14 protein-coding genes are annotated in these 15,532 nt (G+C 60.5%); all 14 read left to right on the top strand.

Features of this window, described 5'->3' with window-relative positions:
• The 14 genes from coaBC to rapZ all read left to right on the top strand — a co-directional run bounded on the left by coaBC (position 1) and on the right by rapZ (position 15,517).
• Positions 1-1,254, top strand: coding sequence for a bifunctional phosphopantothenoylcysteine decarboxylase/phosphopantothenate--cysteine ligase CoaBC (coaBC, locus tag ABRP93_RS00845; RefSeq protein WP_349886510.1), 1,254 nt, complete (start codon positions 1-3; stop codon positions 1,252-1,254).
• Positions 1,255-1,351: 97 nt separating this feature from the next.
• Positions 1,352-2,584 (top strand): methionine adenosyltransferase, encoded by a 1,233-nt coding sequence (gene metK, locus ABRP93_RS00850; RefSeq protein ID WP_349886511.1) that lies wholly within the window; start codon positions 1,352-1,354, stop codon positions 2,582-2,584.
• A gap of 11 nt (positions 2,585-2,595) precedes the next feature.
• The gene (locus ABRP93_RS00855) at positions 2,596-4,626 is read left to right on the top strand and encodes a primosomal protein N' (protein ID WP_023022478.1); all 2,031 of its coding nucleotides are present in this window, start codon (positions 2,596-2,598) and stop codon (positions 4,624-4,626) included.
• A 52-nt stretch (positions 4,627-4,678) separates the two neighbouring features.
• Entirely contained in the window at positions 4,679-5,194 is a 516-nt protein-coding gene (gene def, locus ABRP93_RS00860; RefSeq protein WP_349886512.1) for a peptide deformylase, read from the top strand.
• 75 nt (positions 5,195-5,269) lie between these two features.
• Positions 5,270-6,211: a methionyl-tRNA formyltransferase gene (gene fmt, locus ABRP93_RS00865; protein WP_023022474.1), complete on the top strand. Its 942-nt coding sequence runs from the start codon at positions 5,270-5,272 to the stop codon at positions 6,209-6,211.
• Entirely contained in the window at positions 6,208-7,812 is a 1,605-nt protein-coding gene (locus ABRP93_RS00870) for an RsmB/NOP family class I SAM-dependent RNA methyltransferase (RefSeq protein WP_349886513.1), read from the top strand. The genes fmt and ABRP93_RS00870 overlap by 4 nt, the downstream gene beginning before the upstream one ends.
• 10 nt (positions 7,813-7,822) lie before the next feature.
• Positions 7,823-8,491, top strand: coding sequence for a ribulose-phosphate 3-epimerase (rpe, locus tag ABRP93_RS00875; protein WP_023022470.1), 669 nt, complete (start codon positions 7,823-7,825; stop codon positions 8,489-8,491).
• Entirely contained in the window at positions 8,491-9,525 is a 1,035-nt protein-coding gene (ribD, locus tag ABRP93_RS00880) for a bifunctional diaminohydroxyphosphoribosylaminopyrimidine deaminase/5-amino-6-(5-phosphoribosylamino)uracil reductase RibD (RefSeq protein ID WP_023022468.1), read from the top strand. The genes rpe and ribD overlap by 1 nt, the downstream gene beginning before the upstream one ends.
• A 38-nt stretch (positions 9,526-9,563) precedes the next feature.
• The gene (locus ABRP93_RS00885) at positions 9,564-10,178 is read left to right on the top strand and encodes a riboflavin synthase (protein ID WP_023022467.1); all 615 of its coding nucleotides are present in this window, start codon (positions 9,564-9,566) and stop codon (positions 10,176-10,178) included.
• Between the two features lie 11 nt (positions 10,179-10,189).
• Positions 10,190-11,467 carry a bifunctional 3,4-dihydroxy-2-butanone-4-phosphate synthase/GTP cyclohydrolase II gene (locus tag ABRP93_RS00890; RefSeq protein WP_349886515.1) on the top strand — a complete coding sequence of 426 codons (1,278 nt, stop codon included), beginning with the start codon at positions 10,190-10,192 and terminating at the stop codon, positions 11,465-11,467.
• On the top strand, positions 11,464-11,937 hold the full coding sequence (ribH, locus tag ABRP93_RS00895) for a 6,7-dimethyl-8-ribityllumazine synthase (protein ID WP_284609441.1): 474 nt from the start codon (positions 11,464-11,466) through the stop codon (positions 11,935-11,937). Before ABRP93_RS00890 ends, ribH begins: the two co-directional genes overlap by 4 nt.
• Positions 11,938-11,969: 32 nt before the next feature.
• Positions 11,970-12,518: a PH domain-containing protein gene (locus tag ABRP93_RS00900; protein ID WP_349886516.1), complete on the top strand. Its 549-nt coding sequence runs from the start codon at positions 11,970-11,972 to the stop codon at positions 12,516-12,518.
• Positions 12,519-12,521: 3 nt separating this feature from the next.
• Entirely contained in the window at positions 12,522-14,591 is a 2,070-nt protein-coding gene (gene uvrC / locus ABRP93_RS00905) for an excinuclease ABC subunit UvrC (protein WP_349886517.1), read from the top strand.
• A 44-nt stretch (positions 14,592-14,635) separates the two neighbouring features.
• Positions 14,636-15,517: an RNase adapter RapZ gene (gene rapZ / locus ABRP93_RS00910; protein ID WP_198010490.1), complete on the top strand. Its 882-nt coding sequence runs from the start codon at positions 14,636-14,638 to the stop codon at positions 15,515-15,517.
• Positions 15,518-15,532: the final 15 nt, after the last annotated feature.

Consider the following 15,532-nt stretch of genomic DNA (forward strand, 5'->3'; position numbering starts at 1 on the left):
GTGACTGTTTCAAATTCTCCTCGCAATATCGTGCTGGGCGTTGCCGGTGGCATCGCCGCGTATAAAGCCTGCCACCTAGTGCGCAATTTTAAAGAACACGGCGATAACGTCCGCGTCGTTCCTACAGAAAGCGCCTTGAATTTCGTCGGCGCCGCAACATTTGAGGCATTATCCGGAAACCCCGTCTCAACCAGTGTTTTCGAGGCCGTAGAGGACGTTCAACACGTAGCTGTAGGGCAGGAGGCCGATGCCGTGGTCATCGCCCCTGCCACGGCTGACCTCATTGCGCGCTTGGCTGCGGGACGCGCCGATGATCTGTTGACCGCGACCGTGCTGGTGGCAACGTGTCCCATCATCGTGGCGCCCGCCATGCACACCGAAATGTGGAATAACCCAGCGACACAAGACAACGTAAAGACCCTGCGCCGGCGCGGAATTACCGTCATGGAACCAGCGCACGGGCGCCTTACGGGTAAGGATACGGGCGCAGGCAGGCTGCCGGATCCAGAACAGATTGCGGCCATCGCGCGAACCGAGCTCGCGGGTTTTCATATCGATCACAGCTGGGCGGGGCTGAAGGTGGTCATTTCTGCCGGTGGCACCCAAGAGGAATTGGACCCGGTTCGCTATTTAGGAAACCGTTCCTCCGGCAGGCAGGGGTATGCGCTGGCAGAGGTGGCCGCACACAAGGGCGCGGATGTCACGATTGTGGCCGGCAATACCGCGGAGTTGCCGGTGCCGAGCGGGGCTACGATCCGGAATATCGTTTCTGCGCAAGACTTGGAGGCCGCGATGCGCGAGGAATCCCGCGATGCCGATATCGTCATCATGGCCGCGGCGGTCGCGGATTACCGGCCCGCGAACGTGGCCGAGTCCAAAATGAAAAAGGGCAAGGCCGATGATGCGCTCGCGACGCTAGAGATGGTGGAAAACCCAGATATCTTGAAGTCTCTCGTGGCAGCGCGCGAGGAGGGCGAGGTGCCGCAAAAATGCGTCATCGTCGGTTTCGCGGCCGAGACGGGAGATGCCGATTCTTCGGCGCTGGATTACGCGAAAGAAAAGTTTGCGCGCAAGGGGTGCGACGTACTGATGGCCAATGAGGTCGGCCGCGGCGTGACCTTTGGCCAGGAAAGCAGCGAGGGGTGGATCCTGCGGCGAAACGAGGAACCACAGCGCGTAGAGCATGGATCCAAGCAGGTCGTCGCGGTGCAGATTCTGGGCGCCGTGAATGAAATGATTGAATCGGGAAATTAAATATTGCGTTTATAGACCGCTTGGTCTAGGGTTGCCTTGTAATGGGTTGGGGCAGAATGCCTCGGTATCGAATAAGTAATAATCAAAGGAAGTTTTTGTGACTGATAACGCTGCAGTGGAAGCTCGTCTTTTTACAAGCGAGTCCGTTACTGAGGGGCACCCGGATAAAATCTGTGACGCCATCTCGGATGCCATCTTGGATGCACTTTTAGAAAAGGATCCGGAGTCTCGCGTCGCCGTGGAAACGCTGGTTACCACCGGCCAAGTACACGTCGTGGGCGAAGTTCGCACCAATGCCTACGTGGAAATCCCGGCTCTAGTGCGCGAGACCCTGAAGTCCATCGGCTTTACCTCTTCCGATGTGGGCTTCGACGGCAATACCTGTGGCGTTAATATCGCCATCGGCGAGCAGTCGCAGGAAATCGGTGCGGGCGTGGATACCTCCACCGAGGCACGCGATCAGGGTGCTGATTATGACGAAGAAAATGACACCGCCGGCGCCGGCGACCAGGGCCTGATGTTTGGTTACGCGTCGAATGAAACTGCGGAGTACATGCCATTGCCCATCGCCTTGGCACACCGCCTGTCCCGCCGCCTGACTCAGGTGCGCAAAGAGGGCATTGTGGACCACCTGCGCCCGGATGGCAAGACCCAGGTGACCTTCGCATATACCGAGGACAATGAGCCGTCTCACCTGGATACGGTCGTCATTTCTACCCAGCACGATCCTGAGGTAGATAGCAAGTGGCTAGAAACCCACCTGCGCAGCGAGGTGTTGGAATGGGTTATCAAGGACGCCGGCCTTGATAAGTACTACACCGAGGACACCAACCTCTTGGTCAACCCTTCCGGCTCCTTCATTTTGGGTGGCCCGATGGGCGATGCAGGCCTTACCGGGCGCAAGATCATCGTGGATACCTACGGTGGCATGGCCCGCCACGGCGGCGGTGCTTTCTCCGGCAAGGACCCCAGCAAGGTGGACCGCTCTGCGGCCTACGCCATGCGTTGGGTGGCTAAGAATATCGTCGCCGCAGGCCTGGCAGACCGCGCAGAGGTGCAGGTGGCCTACGCCATCGGTCGCGCCAAGCCGGTCGGCCTATACGTCGAGACGTTCGGCACCGCGAAGCAGAACTTGACCGATGAGCACATCCAAGCTGCCGTCAATAAGGTCTTTGACCTTCGCCCAGCCGCCATCATCCGCGAATTGGATCTGTTGCGTCCTATCTACGCCCAGACCGCCGCCTACGGTCACTTCGGTCGCACCGACGTTGACCTGCCTTGGGAGCAGTTGGACCGCGTGGAGGAATTGCGCGCTGCCGCTGGTCTGTAGAATATGGGCTTATGCCTAAGAAAACACCCGCCGTCCGGAAACCGGTCGCGCGGGTGTTGCCTCTTTTAGGGGTTGCTCACCTTGATCGGGGATTTGATTACCTGGTAGATGAGGCCGAATCTGAAAGCGCCCAAGCCGGGGTGAAGGTACGCATCCGGTTCAATGGGCGCCTGGTGGATGCGATCATCGTCGAGCGCAAGCATGATTCCGACTTCGGTGGCCAGCTGCGCTTTATTGAGCGAGTCATCTCGCCATTCCAGGTCTACCCACCGCAGCTGTCCCGGCTGGTAGAAGCCCTGGCGGATCGCTATGGCGGGATTTGCTCCGATATCATTCGCTCTGCCATTCCGCCGCGCCATGCAAAGGCGGAGGAAGCGGATTTGGATACCCCGTGGGAAGACCTCGGTGCAGCCAGCGAGCCCGATTTATCCGGGTGGTCTGCCTATCAGCATGGGGAAACGTTCGTTGATTCCATCTTGGGCGGGAAATTAGCCCGCGCCGCGTGGCAAATCGCCCCCGGCGATGAATGGGAAGACGCGCTGGCGGCCTTGGCGGCCAAGGTTGCCTTGGGCGGGGGAGGCGTACTTATCGTCGTCCCAGACCAAAAGGTGGTTGATGCCCTGGAAAACGCCCTGCGCGCTGTCGTGGGGCCGAAACAAATCACGGTGCTGACCAATAGTATGGGCCCGCAAGCGCGCTATCGCCGCTACCTTTCGGCCTTGGTGGGCCAGGCGCGAATAGTCATTGGTACGCGCTCGGCGGCTTTTACTCCCGTGGACAACCTCCAGCTAGCCGTTATTTTTGATGACGGTAACGATAACTTGGTGGACAATATCAAGCCCTACGTCCACGCCCGGGAGGTGCTTACTACCCGCTCTGCCTTCGAAAATTGCAGCTTCATTGCGGCCAACCATTCGCGCACGGCAGAAACCCAATTATTGGTGGATTCAGGGTGGGCACACGACCTCATACCGAGCGCCTCAACCATAGAGGCACGCCGGCCCGATATTTTGGCCATTGGTGCCTACGGGCTGTCCATTTCCCGGGATTTGGAGGGCGGTACGACCTCTGTGCAAGCGCCGGCCTTTCAGGCAGCACAGCAGGCCCTCGACCGCGGTGAACCGGTGCTTGTGCAGGTCCCGCGCAAGGGCTACGCGCCTATTTTGGCTTGTGGAAAGTGCCATTCTCCTGCGCGGTGCCGCCACTGTAACGGGCCATTGGGGTTGCCTCCGAGCTCCGAGCGCTCAAGCGAGGAGGCGGTCATGCCTACCTGCCGCTGGTGTGGGCGCATTGCCACCAATCACCGCTGTACCGAGTGCGGCTCGCCGCGGCTGCGCGCCATCGTTTTAGGCTCTGAACGCACCGCGGAGGAATTGGGGCGCGCCTTTCCCAATACATCCGTTGTGGTCTCCGGCGGAAATAAGGTTGTGGGCTCAATTGAAAATGCCCCGGCATTAGTGATTGCCACCCCGGGCGCTGAGCCGCGGGTGAAAGGCGGCGCCTATGGCGCGGCCCTCTTATTGGATGCGGGCACTTTGTTAAACCGGCAAGACTTGCGCGCCACCGAGGACTGCCTGGCCAAATGGGCGCAGGCGGCCACCATGGTCAGGCCGCATTTTAAGGGCGGGCGCGTCATCATCGCTGCGGATCCGGAACTTCCCGTGGTTCGCCACTTCATAAGTTGGGACATGGTCGCGGCCGCGGCAGAAGAATTGCGTGCCCGGCGCGAGGTGCGCTTTCCGCCGGCCGTGCACTTCGCCGCCATTGACGGGGCGGACGCCGCTTTGGATTCCTTCGAGCAGTTGGTGGATCTGCCAGAGCACGCCGAGGTTCTAGGCCCGGTTCCGCTCCCGCCAGGGGACAGCCTCCCCGGGGAATACGATGCGGACCGCTTTGGCCCACCGCAACGTCTAGTGGTGCGAGCCCCGCTGGGGCCGCGGTCGCAGCTTGGGCGCGCATTGCGCAAGGCTAATGCGGCGCGCAGCGCCCGGAAGGATGAATTGCCACTACGCATCATGGTCGATCCCATTCACGTGGGTTAGAAGTGCGCATAAACTTAGGTGAATAGGCAGTACATGAGGAAGGGAAGATTCAGTGGCGGAATTAGACATCAGGCTCTACGGGGATCCCGTACTGAGTACGCGGGCAGAAGAGATTACTACCTTTGACTCTGGTCTTCGCACTTTGGCGCAAAACCTGCTGGAGACCATGGATGCCGCAGGTGGGGTAGGGCTGGCGGCGAACCAGGTGGGCATACTCAAGCGCATCTTTGTCTATGACTGTTCGCATACGCAGACCGGGTTGCGCGGGGCTCTGATTAATCCCGTGTGGACGCCTTTGGGAGAAGACATGCAGGCTGGCCCGGAAGGCTGCCTATCCATTCCTGGGATTCGCGCCGATACGCCGCGGCACAATCGGGTATTTGTCTCTGGGCGCGATGTAGAAGGCCGGCCGGTGGGAATGGTGGCCTCCGGCCTTTTGGCGCGGTGCATTCAGCATGAAACCGATCACCTTGATGGGGTGTTATTCCTGCGCCGGCTTGGTGATACCGACCGCAAGGCCGCCATGCGTACTATCCGCGAAGCCGAGTGGTTTAATACCGCGGGCTAGGCGAGCTTCGGCAACGCAGGCGGGGTCGTTGTACCCTAGAATTTTCACCCGAGACCTCGAGGAGACTCATCCAGTATGCGGATTATTTTTGCTGGCACCCCAGAGCCGGCGGTGGTGGCATTGGAGAAATTGCTTGCCTCCAGCCACGAAGTGGTAGCGGTCATTACCCGGCCCGATGCAAAGAAGGGCAGGGGCCGCAGCCTTCACCCGAGCCCGGTGAAGGCGCTGGCGCAAGAACACGGCATCGAGGTGCTAACCCCGGCCACGCTGCGGCCTGGTACGGAAGATGGCGATAACCTGCGCCAGCGCTTGGCCGAGCTGCAGCCAGAGGCCATCCCGGTGGTGGCCTATGGCAATCTCATTAGCAAGGATCTCTTGGATGTCGCGCGCCATGGCTGGGTCAACCTGCACTTTTCCCTTCTTCCCGCCTGGCGGGGTGCGGCACCGGTGCAAGCGGCTATCGCGGCGGGCGATGATATTACCGGCGCGTCCACCTTCCGGATCGAAGAAGGCCTGGATACGGGCCCGGTCTTCGGCACGGTCACAGAAACCATCACCGGGACAGATACTGCGGACGACCTGCTCACCCGCCTGGCGTATTCCGGCGCGGATCTCCTGGTAGCCACCATGGATGGGCTCGAGGCCGGCACGCTGGAGCCGCAGGCCCAAAATGGGGAGGCCACCTATGCGCCGAAGATCTCTACCGCGGCAGCCCGCATTGACTGGGCGCAGCCAGCGTTTGCCATTGACCGGCATATCCGCGCCCACACCCCGGGCCCGGGCGCGTGGACGCTGCTTGACGATGCCCGCCTCAAGGTAGGCCCGGTCCGCCTCACCGAGGGCATCGACAAGCTCCTGCAGCCTGGCGAGGCGCTGATTAGCAAGGACGCGGTGTATATCGGGACCGCGACGCAGCCGGTGCAGCTGGATAGGATTCAGCCACCGGGCAAAAAGATGATGAATGCGGCCGATTGGGCGCGTGGATTAGGAAAGAACGCAGAGGTGAGGTTCCAGTGACTGGTGGATTCCGCTCCCGCAGTAAGTCTGGCGACAAGGCGCCGGAGGCTACGCAGCACGGCAAGAATGGTGCGCCCCAGCGCGGCAATGCGCAGCGCGGTAGTGCGCAGCGTGGCCAAGGCAAGCGTGATCAAAGCAAGCGTGGTCCGCAACGCCAGGGCAACCGAGGTCATCGGGATACCCGGGGTGGCCGGGGTAGCCGGAATGCGGGCGCGCAGAACGCAGGCGCGGGGAAGTCCCTTGTGCAGGCCGCCATCGACCAGGGCGTGGATCCGGCCCGCGCCGTTGCCTTCGATGTGGTGCGCCGGGTAAGTGAAGAGGATGCGTTTGCCAACCTCGTCTTGCCCAAGGCACTGCGCAAGCAGAAGCTTTCTGGCCGCGATGCCGCATTTGCCACGGAGATTACCTATGGCACCCTGCGCACCTTGGGTGTGCTCGATGCGGTGATCGCGCGGTGTTCTTCGCGCGAGCTTGAGTCAATCTCGCCGGTGGTCATCGATGCCCTGCGCCTGGGTACCTACCAGGTGCTGTATACGCGCGTGGAACCCCACGCGGCGGTAGATACCTCCGTCCGGCTCGTTGTGGCAGGAGGGGAAGAAAAAGCGAAGGGATTCGCCAATGGCATCTTGCGCACCATTACCCGCACACCGCCGAATGAGTGGCTCAAGCGGCTGGCCCCAGAAGGCGAGATTGCAGGCCTGGCCTTTAGGCATGCGCACCCAACGTGGATCGCGGAGTCTTTTGCCCGCGTTGTCGACCCCGAGGAATTGCCCGCTGCCTTAGCGGCGGATTCCGAGCGCCCGAGCGTGCACCTGGTGGCGCGGCCAGGCGAAATTTCCGCCGAGGAATTGGCGCTGATTACCGGAAATGAAGAAGGTACCTATTCGCCCTATGCGGTGTATATGGATTCCGGGGACCCAGGCCAATTGGAACCGGTCCAGCAGGGAATGGCCGCGGTACAAGATGAAGGCTCACAGCTTATCGCCCGCGCGGTCTGCGAGGTGCCCGTCAGCGGTACTGATCAGGGACGTTGGCTCGACCTGTGCGCGGGCCCGGGCGGCAAGGCGGCCCTGATGGGGGCCTTAGCGCGCATCGAATCCGCGCACGTTGATGCGGTGGAGGTATCACCGCACCGCGCGAAACTGATTGAAAAGACCGTGCAGGGGTTGCCGGTGACCGTCCATGTGGCCGATGGCCGCGACCCGCAGGTGGGCTCGGGCTTCGATCGCATCTTAGTGGACGCGCCGTGTTCGGGGCTGGGCGCTTTGCGGCGCCGTCCAGAGGCACGCTGGCGGAAATCTGAAGCCGATATTGCCGAGCTTTCGACATTGCAATTCGAGCTATTGTCCTCTGCTCTCAAGCTCGTGCGGCCGGGCGGGGTCGTGGTGTATTCCACGTGTTCGCCGGACCTGCGCGAAACCCGCACCATCGTGGACCAGGCGGTAGAAAAGCTGGGTGCACAGGAGCTAGATGCGCGGGAATTTATCCCAGATATGGGCAATGTGGGCAAAGAAAAATCTGTCCAAATGTGGCCGCACCGCCACGGCACCGATGCCATGTTCATGGCGGTATTGCGGCGCGGCGATGAGGAAGGGAGCTAGAATTAACGGTATGCCTGCACCACTTATTTCTCCGTCAATTTTGGCTGCTGACTTCGCGCGGTTGGGTGAACAACTAGAGGCCATTTCCAACGCTGATTGGATCCATGTAGACATCATGGACGGCCACTTTGTCCCCAACCTTTCCTTTGGCCCGGATATTACGGCCACGGTGAGAAAGTCCACGGATAAGCCGCTTGACGTGCACCTGATGATTGAGGAGCCGGCGAAATGGGTGGAGAGCTACATCAAGGCCGGTGCCACTTCTGTCATTTTCCACGTGGAGGCGGTAGATGATGAGGTCGCCGCGGTGGACTTGGCCCACAAGATCCGAGACCTGGGTGCGCGTGCGGCCTTTTCCATCAAACCGGATACGCCCATCGAGCCGTGGCTAGACAAGCTACATCACTTCGATGAGGTGCTGGTCATGTCCGTGGAACCAGGTTTTGGCGGCCAGAAATTCATGCCCGCCATGCTGGATAAGGTCCGCGCCCTGCGCGAGAGCATCGACCAGCAGAATCTCGATACCATCATTGAGATCGACGGCGGCATCGATCCGGATACGATTGCCTTGGCAGCCGAGGCCGGATGCGATTCCTTCGTGGCGGGATCGGCCGTATTCAAAAGCGATGATCCAGCGCAGGCGGTGGAAGAACTGCGCGCGCTTGCAACGCGTTCATAATGGCTGGCGCGATGGATGAAACCTGCGTTTCCGAAGCATTGGTTGAGGCCATGCGGGCCGGTGCGGCGGTGCGCGGTACCACGAGCCCGAATCCGCCGGTAGGTGCGGTGATTTTGTCTGCTACCGGCGCCGTTGTGGGCATTGGTGCGACCCAGCCGGTGGGCGGTGCCCACGCGGAAGTCATGGCGCTGCGCGCGGCCGGCGAGAAGGCGCGCGGCGGTACGGCCGTGGTTACCCTGGAGCCGTGCGCACATACGGGCAGGACGGGTCCCTGCGCCACCGCACTTATCGATGCCGGAATTGCCCGCGTGTACTACCTGCATGCCGACCCCACACCACAAGCAGGCGGGGGAGCGCAGGCCTTAGCCGCAGCCGGGGTTGAGGTGGGCCAGCTCACCGCACCAGATGGCGTCGAAGACGCGGTGCTTGCATGGTTGCGCGCTGTGAAGCTACAACGCCCGCATGTCACCCTGAAATTTGCGCAGACCCTAGACGGATTTACCGCTGCCGCCGATGGCACGAGCCAGTGGATCACCGGGCCTAAGGCCCGCGAGTGGGTCCACGCCGATAGGGCGCGGCGCGACGCCATCATCATCGGCACCGGCACCGCGCTTGCCGATAACCCCTCGCTTACCGCACGTAATGGCGATGGGAGCCTGCGGGAGCACCAGCCGCGCCGGGTGGTCATCGGCAAGCGCGAGCTCCAGTTCGCGGGTGAGAAGGTCTCTCACCTGCAGCAACTGGGATTCGAACAATATGACACCATCGAGGGCGCGTTGAAGGAGCTGTATGCCAGCGGCGCGCGGGACGTCTTGGTTGAAGGTGGGGCGGGCCTAGCCCAGAGCTTCATCGAGGCCGGTGTTGTGGACGCGCTTGCTGCGTATATTGCCCCTATTTTGCTAGGCCAGGGGCGCGGGGTTCTGGCGAATGCGGTGGCGCACACGCTTGCCGATGCCCCACGTTTTACCACCGTGCGCACCACCAACCTCGGGCCCGATGTCCTCATCGAATACGAGGCGCGGAACGAGCGTTAAAAGATTAGATACTTTAGAGATAAATACAAGGGGAATCATTGTTTACAGGGCTAGTACAAGAGCTAGGCACGGTGGCCGCACTTGAGCCACAGGCGGATGCGCTGCGGTTGAGCATCCGCGCGCCGCAGACGGTGGGTGACGCGCGCTTAGGGGATTCCATTGCCATCAATGGCGTGTGCCTTACCATCGCGGAATTGGATGGGGATATTTTCTGCGCCGATGTGATGCGAGAATCTTTGGACCGGACGGGACTCGGTCAGCTGGAAGAAGGCGCGCGGGTGAATGTCGAGGCGGCATTACTGCCCACCACGCGGCTGGGTGGACATATTATGCAGGGCCATGTCGATGGCACAGCACGGTTGGTCTCGCGCGAGCATTCGGAGAATTGGGACGTGCTGCGTTTTAGCTTGCCCCGCGAGCTTGCCCAGTACGTCGTGGAAAAGGGCTCTATTGCGGTCAATGGCACGTCTTTGACGGTCAGCGCCGTAGGTGACGACTGGTTTGAGGTCTCCCTTATTCCCACCACCTTGCGGGAGACGACGCACGGCGAATCTCAGCCCGGCGATATCGTAAACCTCGAGGTGGATGTGCTGGCGAAGTATGTAGAAAAGATGCTTCACCCCGAATCCGGAATTGCTCAAGCAAAGGACTAGACTGCTAGGTTATGTTCGCGACTGAAGAGAGCATCCATTTTGATGCCATCGATCACGCCATTGCGGAGATTGCCGCCGGCAAGCCGGTCATCGTCATGGATGATGAAGGACGGGAAAACGAAGGGGATCTGATCTTTGCCGCGGAGCTGGCAACCCCGGAACTGGTCGCGTTTATGGTGCGGTATTCCTCCGGATATGTCTGTGCCTCATTATTGCCGGAAGATTGCCAGCGGCTCGATTTGCCGCCGATGATGGCGCAGAATCAGGACGTGCGCCAGACCGCGTATACGGTCACCGTGGATGCTGCGACGGGTTCTACCGGAATTTCTGCGGCCTCCCGCGCGGAAACCATCCGCCGCTTGGCTGATTCTTCGACTCGCTCCAGTGACTTCACCCGGCCCGGCCACGTGGTCCCCCTGCGCGCGCGACCCGGCGGAGTATTAGAGCGCGATGGGCACACGGAAGCCGCCGTCGATTTGGCGCGCCTTGCAGGCCTTCGTCCCGCCGGCGTGCTGTGTGAAGTCGTATCAGAAGAAGACCCGACGGATATGGCCCGCGGGCCGGAACTGCGCCGCTTTGCCGATAAGCATGGCCTTGCGCTGATCTCTATCGCGCAGCTTATTGAGTGGCGCCGCCACCATGAGGTGCAAACCCAGCGCGCGGTGGAAACCCGCCTGCCCACGGAGTATGGCGAATTCACCGCGATTGGTTACCGCCATGACCTTGACGGCCAAGAACATATTGCCCTAATCGCCGGGGATCCCGCGCAGCTTCGCGGCGCCCGCGATGTCGTGGTGCGCGTGCATTCCGAGTGCCTTACCGGTGACGTCTTTGGCTCGCGCCGGTGCGACTGCGGCCCCCAATTGCAGGAATCCCTGCGCAAGGTGCAAGAAGCCGGCAGCGGGGTAGTCATTTACCTGCGGGGCCACGAAGGCCGCGGGATCGGATTGGTGCACAAGCTCCAGGCGTACCGCCTCCAGGACGAGGGCTGGGATACAGTCGATGCCAATTCGGAACAAGGGCTGCCAGAAGATGCCCGGGAGTATTCTGTGGCCGGCCAGATCCTGAAGGACCTTGGGGTGGAATCGGCACAACTGTTGACCAATAACCCGCACAAGGGGGAAGGGCTCGCCGGATTCGGCATCGAAGTCAGCCAACATACCCCACTTACCATCGCCGCCAACGCCGATAATATTCGTTATCTGCGGACCAAACGCGACCGCATGGGCCACGATCTTCCGCAGGTGGCACAGTGGGACGCGCAGCACGAAGGAGAATTAGGTAAATGAGTAAAGAAGGATTGCCGGCTATCGCCCAGGTAGATGCGCGCGGCCTGCGCGTTGCGGTGGTGACCGCGACGTGGAACGAGGAGGTCTGCGATCAGTTGCATCAGCAGGCCGTGGAGACGGCGCGTGCTAATGGGGCAGAGGTCGCGGAGTTCCGCGTCGTCGGTTCCCTGGAACTAGGCGTGGTTGTCCAAGCAGCCGCGCGGAAATTCGACGCCGTCGTCGCCTTGGGCTGCGTCATCCGCGGCGGTACCCCGCACTTCGATTACGTCTGCGATTCCGTCACCCAAGCCCTAACGCGCATCTCCTTGGATGAATCGACGCCGATTGGCAATGGGGTATTGACGGTCAATGACCAGCAGCAGGCCATCGATCGCGCAGGCTTTCCTGACTCGGCGGAAAACAAGGGCGCAGAATCCATGATTGCGGCTTTAGATACCGCGCTGCAATTGCGTAGACTAAACGCAGATTAAAGGCAGGCAGGACTTCCGGAGGAGTAAAGCACATGAATGAGGCCGCAGCCTCGAATGAATCCCACCCGCGCCGCTCTCTCAGCGATGCAGAGGTATTGGCCTATACCAGCGCGGATCCCTTCGCACGGACCACGTCGAAGCCGTGGGAATATACCGCCAAGTCCCCGTTCTTGCGCAAGATCGCCATCGGCTGGGTCATCCTGGTTATGGCCATCCATATTTTCATGGGTGTCACGCTCGATATCTCCTTTACCGGCGCGCACGTGACCACTATCGATAAATTCGCTTTCCCCGGCGTGGGCGTAGTCGTTTCCATCTTGTCCTGGATCGCGCTGAACCGGCCGTGGCTGCAAGCCAATGAGGATGGAGTAGAGGTCCGCAATATCATCGGCACGCGCTTTTACCCGTGGCAGGTGGTCTACGGACTATCCTTCCCCGTCGGCCAGCGCATGGCCCGCCTCGAGCTGCCCGAATTTGAGGCCGTGCCCGTGTGGGCGCTGCAATCCGGCGATAAAGATACCGTGATCACAAAAGTCCGTGACTTCCGCGATCTGGAAGCCAAATACATGCCGCAGGATTAAGCATTGGCAGATCCAACCATCTATCGCCCCGCCCCAGGAACCATTCCGACGGAGCCGGGCGTTTATAAGTTCCGCGATGAAAACAAGCGCGTCATCTACGTAGGCAAGGCCAAAAACCTGCGGGCGCGCCTGTCCAATTATTTCCAAGACATCACGCAGCTGCACCCGCGCACGCGGCAAATGGTGTTGACCGCCAGCTCCGTGGAGTGGACGGTTGTTGCCAGCGAAGTTGAAGCGCTGCAGCTGGAATATACCTGGATTAAGCGGTTCGACCCGCACTTCAACGTCATGTACCGCGATGACAAGACATATCCCATGCTTGCCGTCTCGGTGGGAGAGATCGTCCCGCGCGCCTTTTTCTACCGCGGCCCCCGCCGCAAGGGGGTGCGCTACTTTGGCCCCTATTCCCACGCTTGGGCTGTGCGCGAAAGCCTGGATCTGCTCACCCGAGTCTTCCCCATGCGCACCTGTTCCAAGGGCGTATATAACCGTCATGAGCGGCTGGGACGGCCGTGCCTTTTGGGATACATCGGCAAGTGCGACGCGCCCTGTATCGGGCGGGTAAGCAAGGAAGAACACCGCGGGACCGTCAATGAGTTGGTTTCGTTCATGAACGGCAACACGGCGGGCGTTAGGCGCAAGCTGGTCAAGGACATGGAGGCTGCCGCCGAAAACCTGGAATTTGAGCGCGCGGCGCGGTTGCGCGATGACCTTGGGGCCATCGATAAGATTATGGAGCAACAAGCGGTTGTCTTCGCCGATGGCACCGATGCCGATCTGATTGCGTTTAATTCCGATGAATTAGAAGCCGCCGTCCAAATCTTTCACGTGCGCGGCGGCAGGATTCGCGGGCAGCGCGGTTGGGTCGTTGAACGCGCCGGCGACCAGGCAACCTCTGAACCCATCGAGGAGGGCCAACCCGATCCGGCCTTGCCCGCCTTGGTGCAAAACTTCCTCATCCAGTTTTACTCCGATGCCGTGGAGCGAGAAGAACAAGAAGCCCGTGAGGATGCGGCTTTAGCTGCGGATGTGCCACGACGCGGCGTGGACCAGGAATCGCACATGGAACAGCGCCATGTCCACGTCATACCGCGTGAGATTTTGGTCCAAGCCATGCCGGAAGAATCCGAACAAGTGGTCTCCCTCTTGGAAGAGCTGCGTAGCGCGCGGGTTGATCTGCGCGTACCGCAACGGGGTGACAAGCGTTCGCTTATGGATACCGTGGAAAAGAACGCCAAGGAGCAGCTGCGCCAGCACAAGCTCAAGCGTGTCGGCGACCTCACAGCGCGGTCCGCAGCGCTACAGGATATCCAGGATGCCTTGGGAATGGATCAGGCACCGCTGCGCATCGAGTGCACCGATATTTCGCATATCCAAGGCACCGATGTCGTCGCCTCCCTGGTGGTTTTTGAAGACGGCATCCCGAAGAAGTCCGATTACCGGCGCTATCGCATCAAGGAAGCAGCCGGCGACGGGCATTCCAATGACGTTGGCTCCATTGCGGAGATCACGCGCCGCCGGTTTAAGCGGCACAACCAAGATAAGTTGGCGAACCCGGATGAGGAAAAGGAAGAATCCTCCTTCGCGGAAGAAAAGGTGGCAGAAGAATCCGCTGAGGCAGGCCGCCGCTTTGCCTATCCTCCTCAGCTGTTCATCGTGGACGGCGGCGCGCCCCAGGTGGCTGCGGCGCAAGAGGTATTTGATGAGCTGGGCATCGTCGATGTCACCCTCGTGGGGCTGGCCAAGCGCTTGGAGGAAATCTGGGTGCCAGGGGATGATGAACCGGTGATTTTGCCGCGCAATTCCCAGGCTCTGTTTTTGCTGCAGCAAATTCGCGATGAGGCACACCGATTTGCCATCACCTATCACCGGCAACAACGCTCTAAGCGCATGCGCTCCTCGGCGCTCGATGCAATTCCGGGGCTTGGTCCGCAACGCCGGACGGATTTGGTCAAGCATTTCGGTTCCGTCAAAAAGCTCAAGGCGGCCACGGTGGATGAGATTTGCGAGGTCAACGGCTTTGGGCCGAAACTGGCGCAGACCGTCTACGATAAGTTGCACGACGCACAGTAAATAAGCAGCTTTCTGGCAGAAGTGCCGAGCGCGAAAACGCTAGACTGGTGTGCATGACGCACTTCGACACTCCGCCCATCTTGATTACCGGCATGTCCGGCGGCGGGTTGAGCTCCGCCGCCAAGGTTTTTGAGGATAAGGGCTACTATGTGGCGCATAATATCCCGCCGCGCGCCATCGTGGATCTGTGGAAATTGTGCAACCAGGAAGAAACGCCCGTTGAAAAGGTCGCTGCGGTTACGGACGTGCGTTCCCGCATGTTTCCAGGCTCCCTCATGGAAACCATTGATGAGCTAACGGCATTGGGCATGAAGCCTACTGTGCTCTTTCTCGACGCCCGCGATGACGTGCTCATCCGTCGCTTCGACTCCGTGCGTCGCACCCACCCGCTGCAGGGCGACGATACCTTGAAGGTGGGTATCCAACGCGAACGCCAAGCGGTGGCGGAGATCCGGGATCGCTCCGATATCATCATTGATTCCACGAACCTGTCGATTCATGATTTGCGCCGGGCTATCGAAGCTGCGTTTGGCGAATTTCAAAATACCAATCAGCACGTCACGGTGGAATCGTTCGGATTCAAGAATGGTTCCCCGCGCGATGCGGATATCGTCGTTGACGTGCGCTTTTTGCCCAACCCCTATTGGATTCCGGAGCTGCGCGGCTGCCGCGGTACAGATGCGCCCGTGGCCGATTATGTCCTGTCGCAGCCTGCCGCGCAGAAATTCGTGGATAATTTTGTCGCCATGTTTTCCACCATGCTGGAGGGATACCGGCACGAGGGAAAGAACTTCATCACCGTGGGCGTCGGCTGTACGGGCGGGCATCACCGCTCGGTGGCGGTCGCGGAGGACATCGCCAAGCGCCTGCGCGCCAATGACACCCTTGACGTCAGCATTTTGCACCGGGATATCGCCCGTAATTAGGGCTGAGGAGCATTA

The sequence above is a fragment of the Corynebacterium sp. KPL2850 genome (genome assembly GCF_040225855.1).
GTDB lineage: Bacteria > Actinomycetota > Actinomycetes > Mycobacteriales > Mycobacteriaceae > Corynebacterium.

Bases quoted from the DNA above. Each gene is read 5' to 3' on its own strand.
- ABRP93_RS00855 (WP_023022478.1), top strand. From the start codon at position 2,596: ATGCCTAAGAAAACACCCGCCGTCCGGAAACCGGTCGCGCGGGTGTTG.
- fmt (WP_023022474.1), top strand. From the start codon at position 5,270: ATGCGGATTATTTTTGCTGGCACCCCAGAGCCGGCGGTGGTGGCATTG.
- rpe (WP_023022470.1), top strand. From the start codon at position 7,823: ATGCCTGCACCACTTATTTCTCCGTCAATTTTGGCTGCTGACTTCGCG.
- ribD (WP_023022468.1), top strand. From the start codon at position 8,491: ATGGCTGGCGCGATGGATGAAACCTGCGTTTCCGAAGCATTGGTTGAG.
- ABRP93_RS00890 (WP_349886515.1), top strand. From the start codon at position 10,190: ATGTTCGCGACTGAAGAGAGCATCCATTTTGATGCCATCGATCACGCC.
- ribH (WP_284609441.1), top strand. From the start codon at position 11,464: ATGAGTAAAGAAGGATTGCCGGCTATCGCCCAGGTAGATGCGCGCGGC.
- ABRP93_RS00900 (WP_349886516.1), top strand. From the start codon at position 11,970: ATGAATGAGGCCGCAGCCTCGAATGAATCCCACCCGCGCCGCTCTCTC.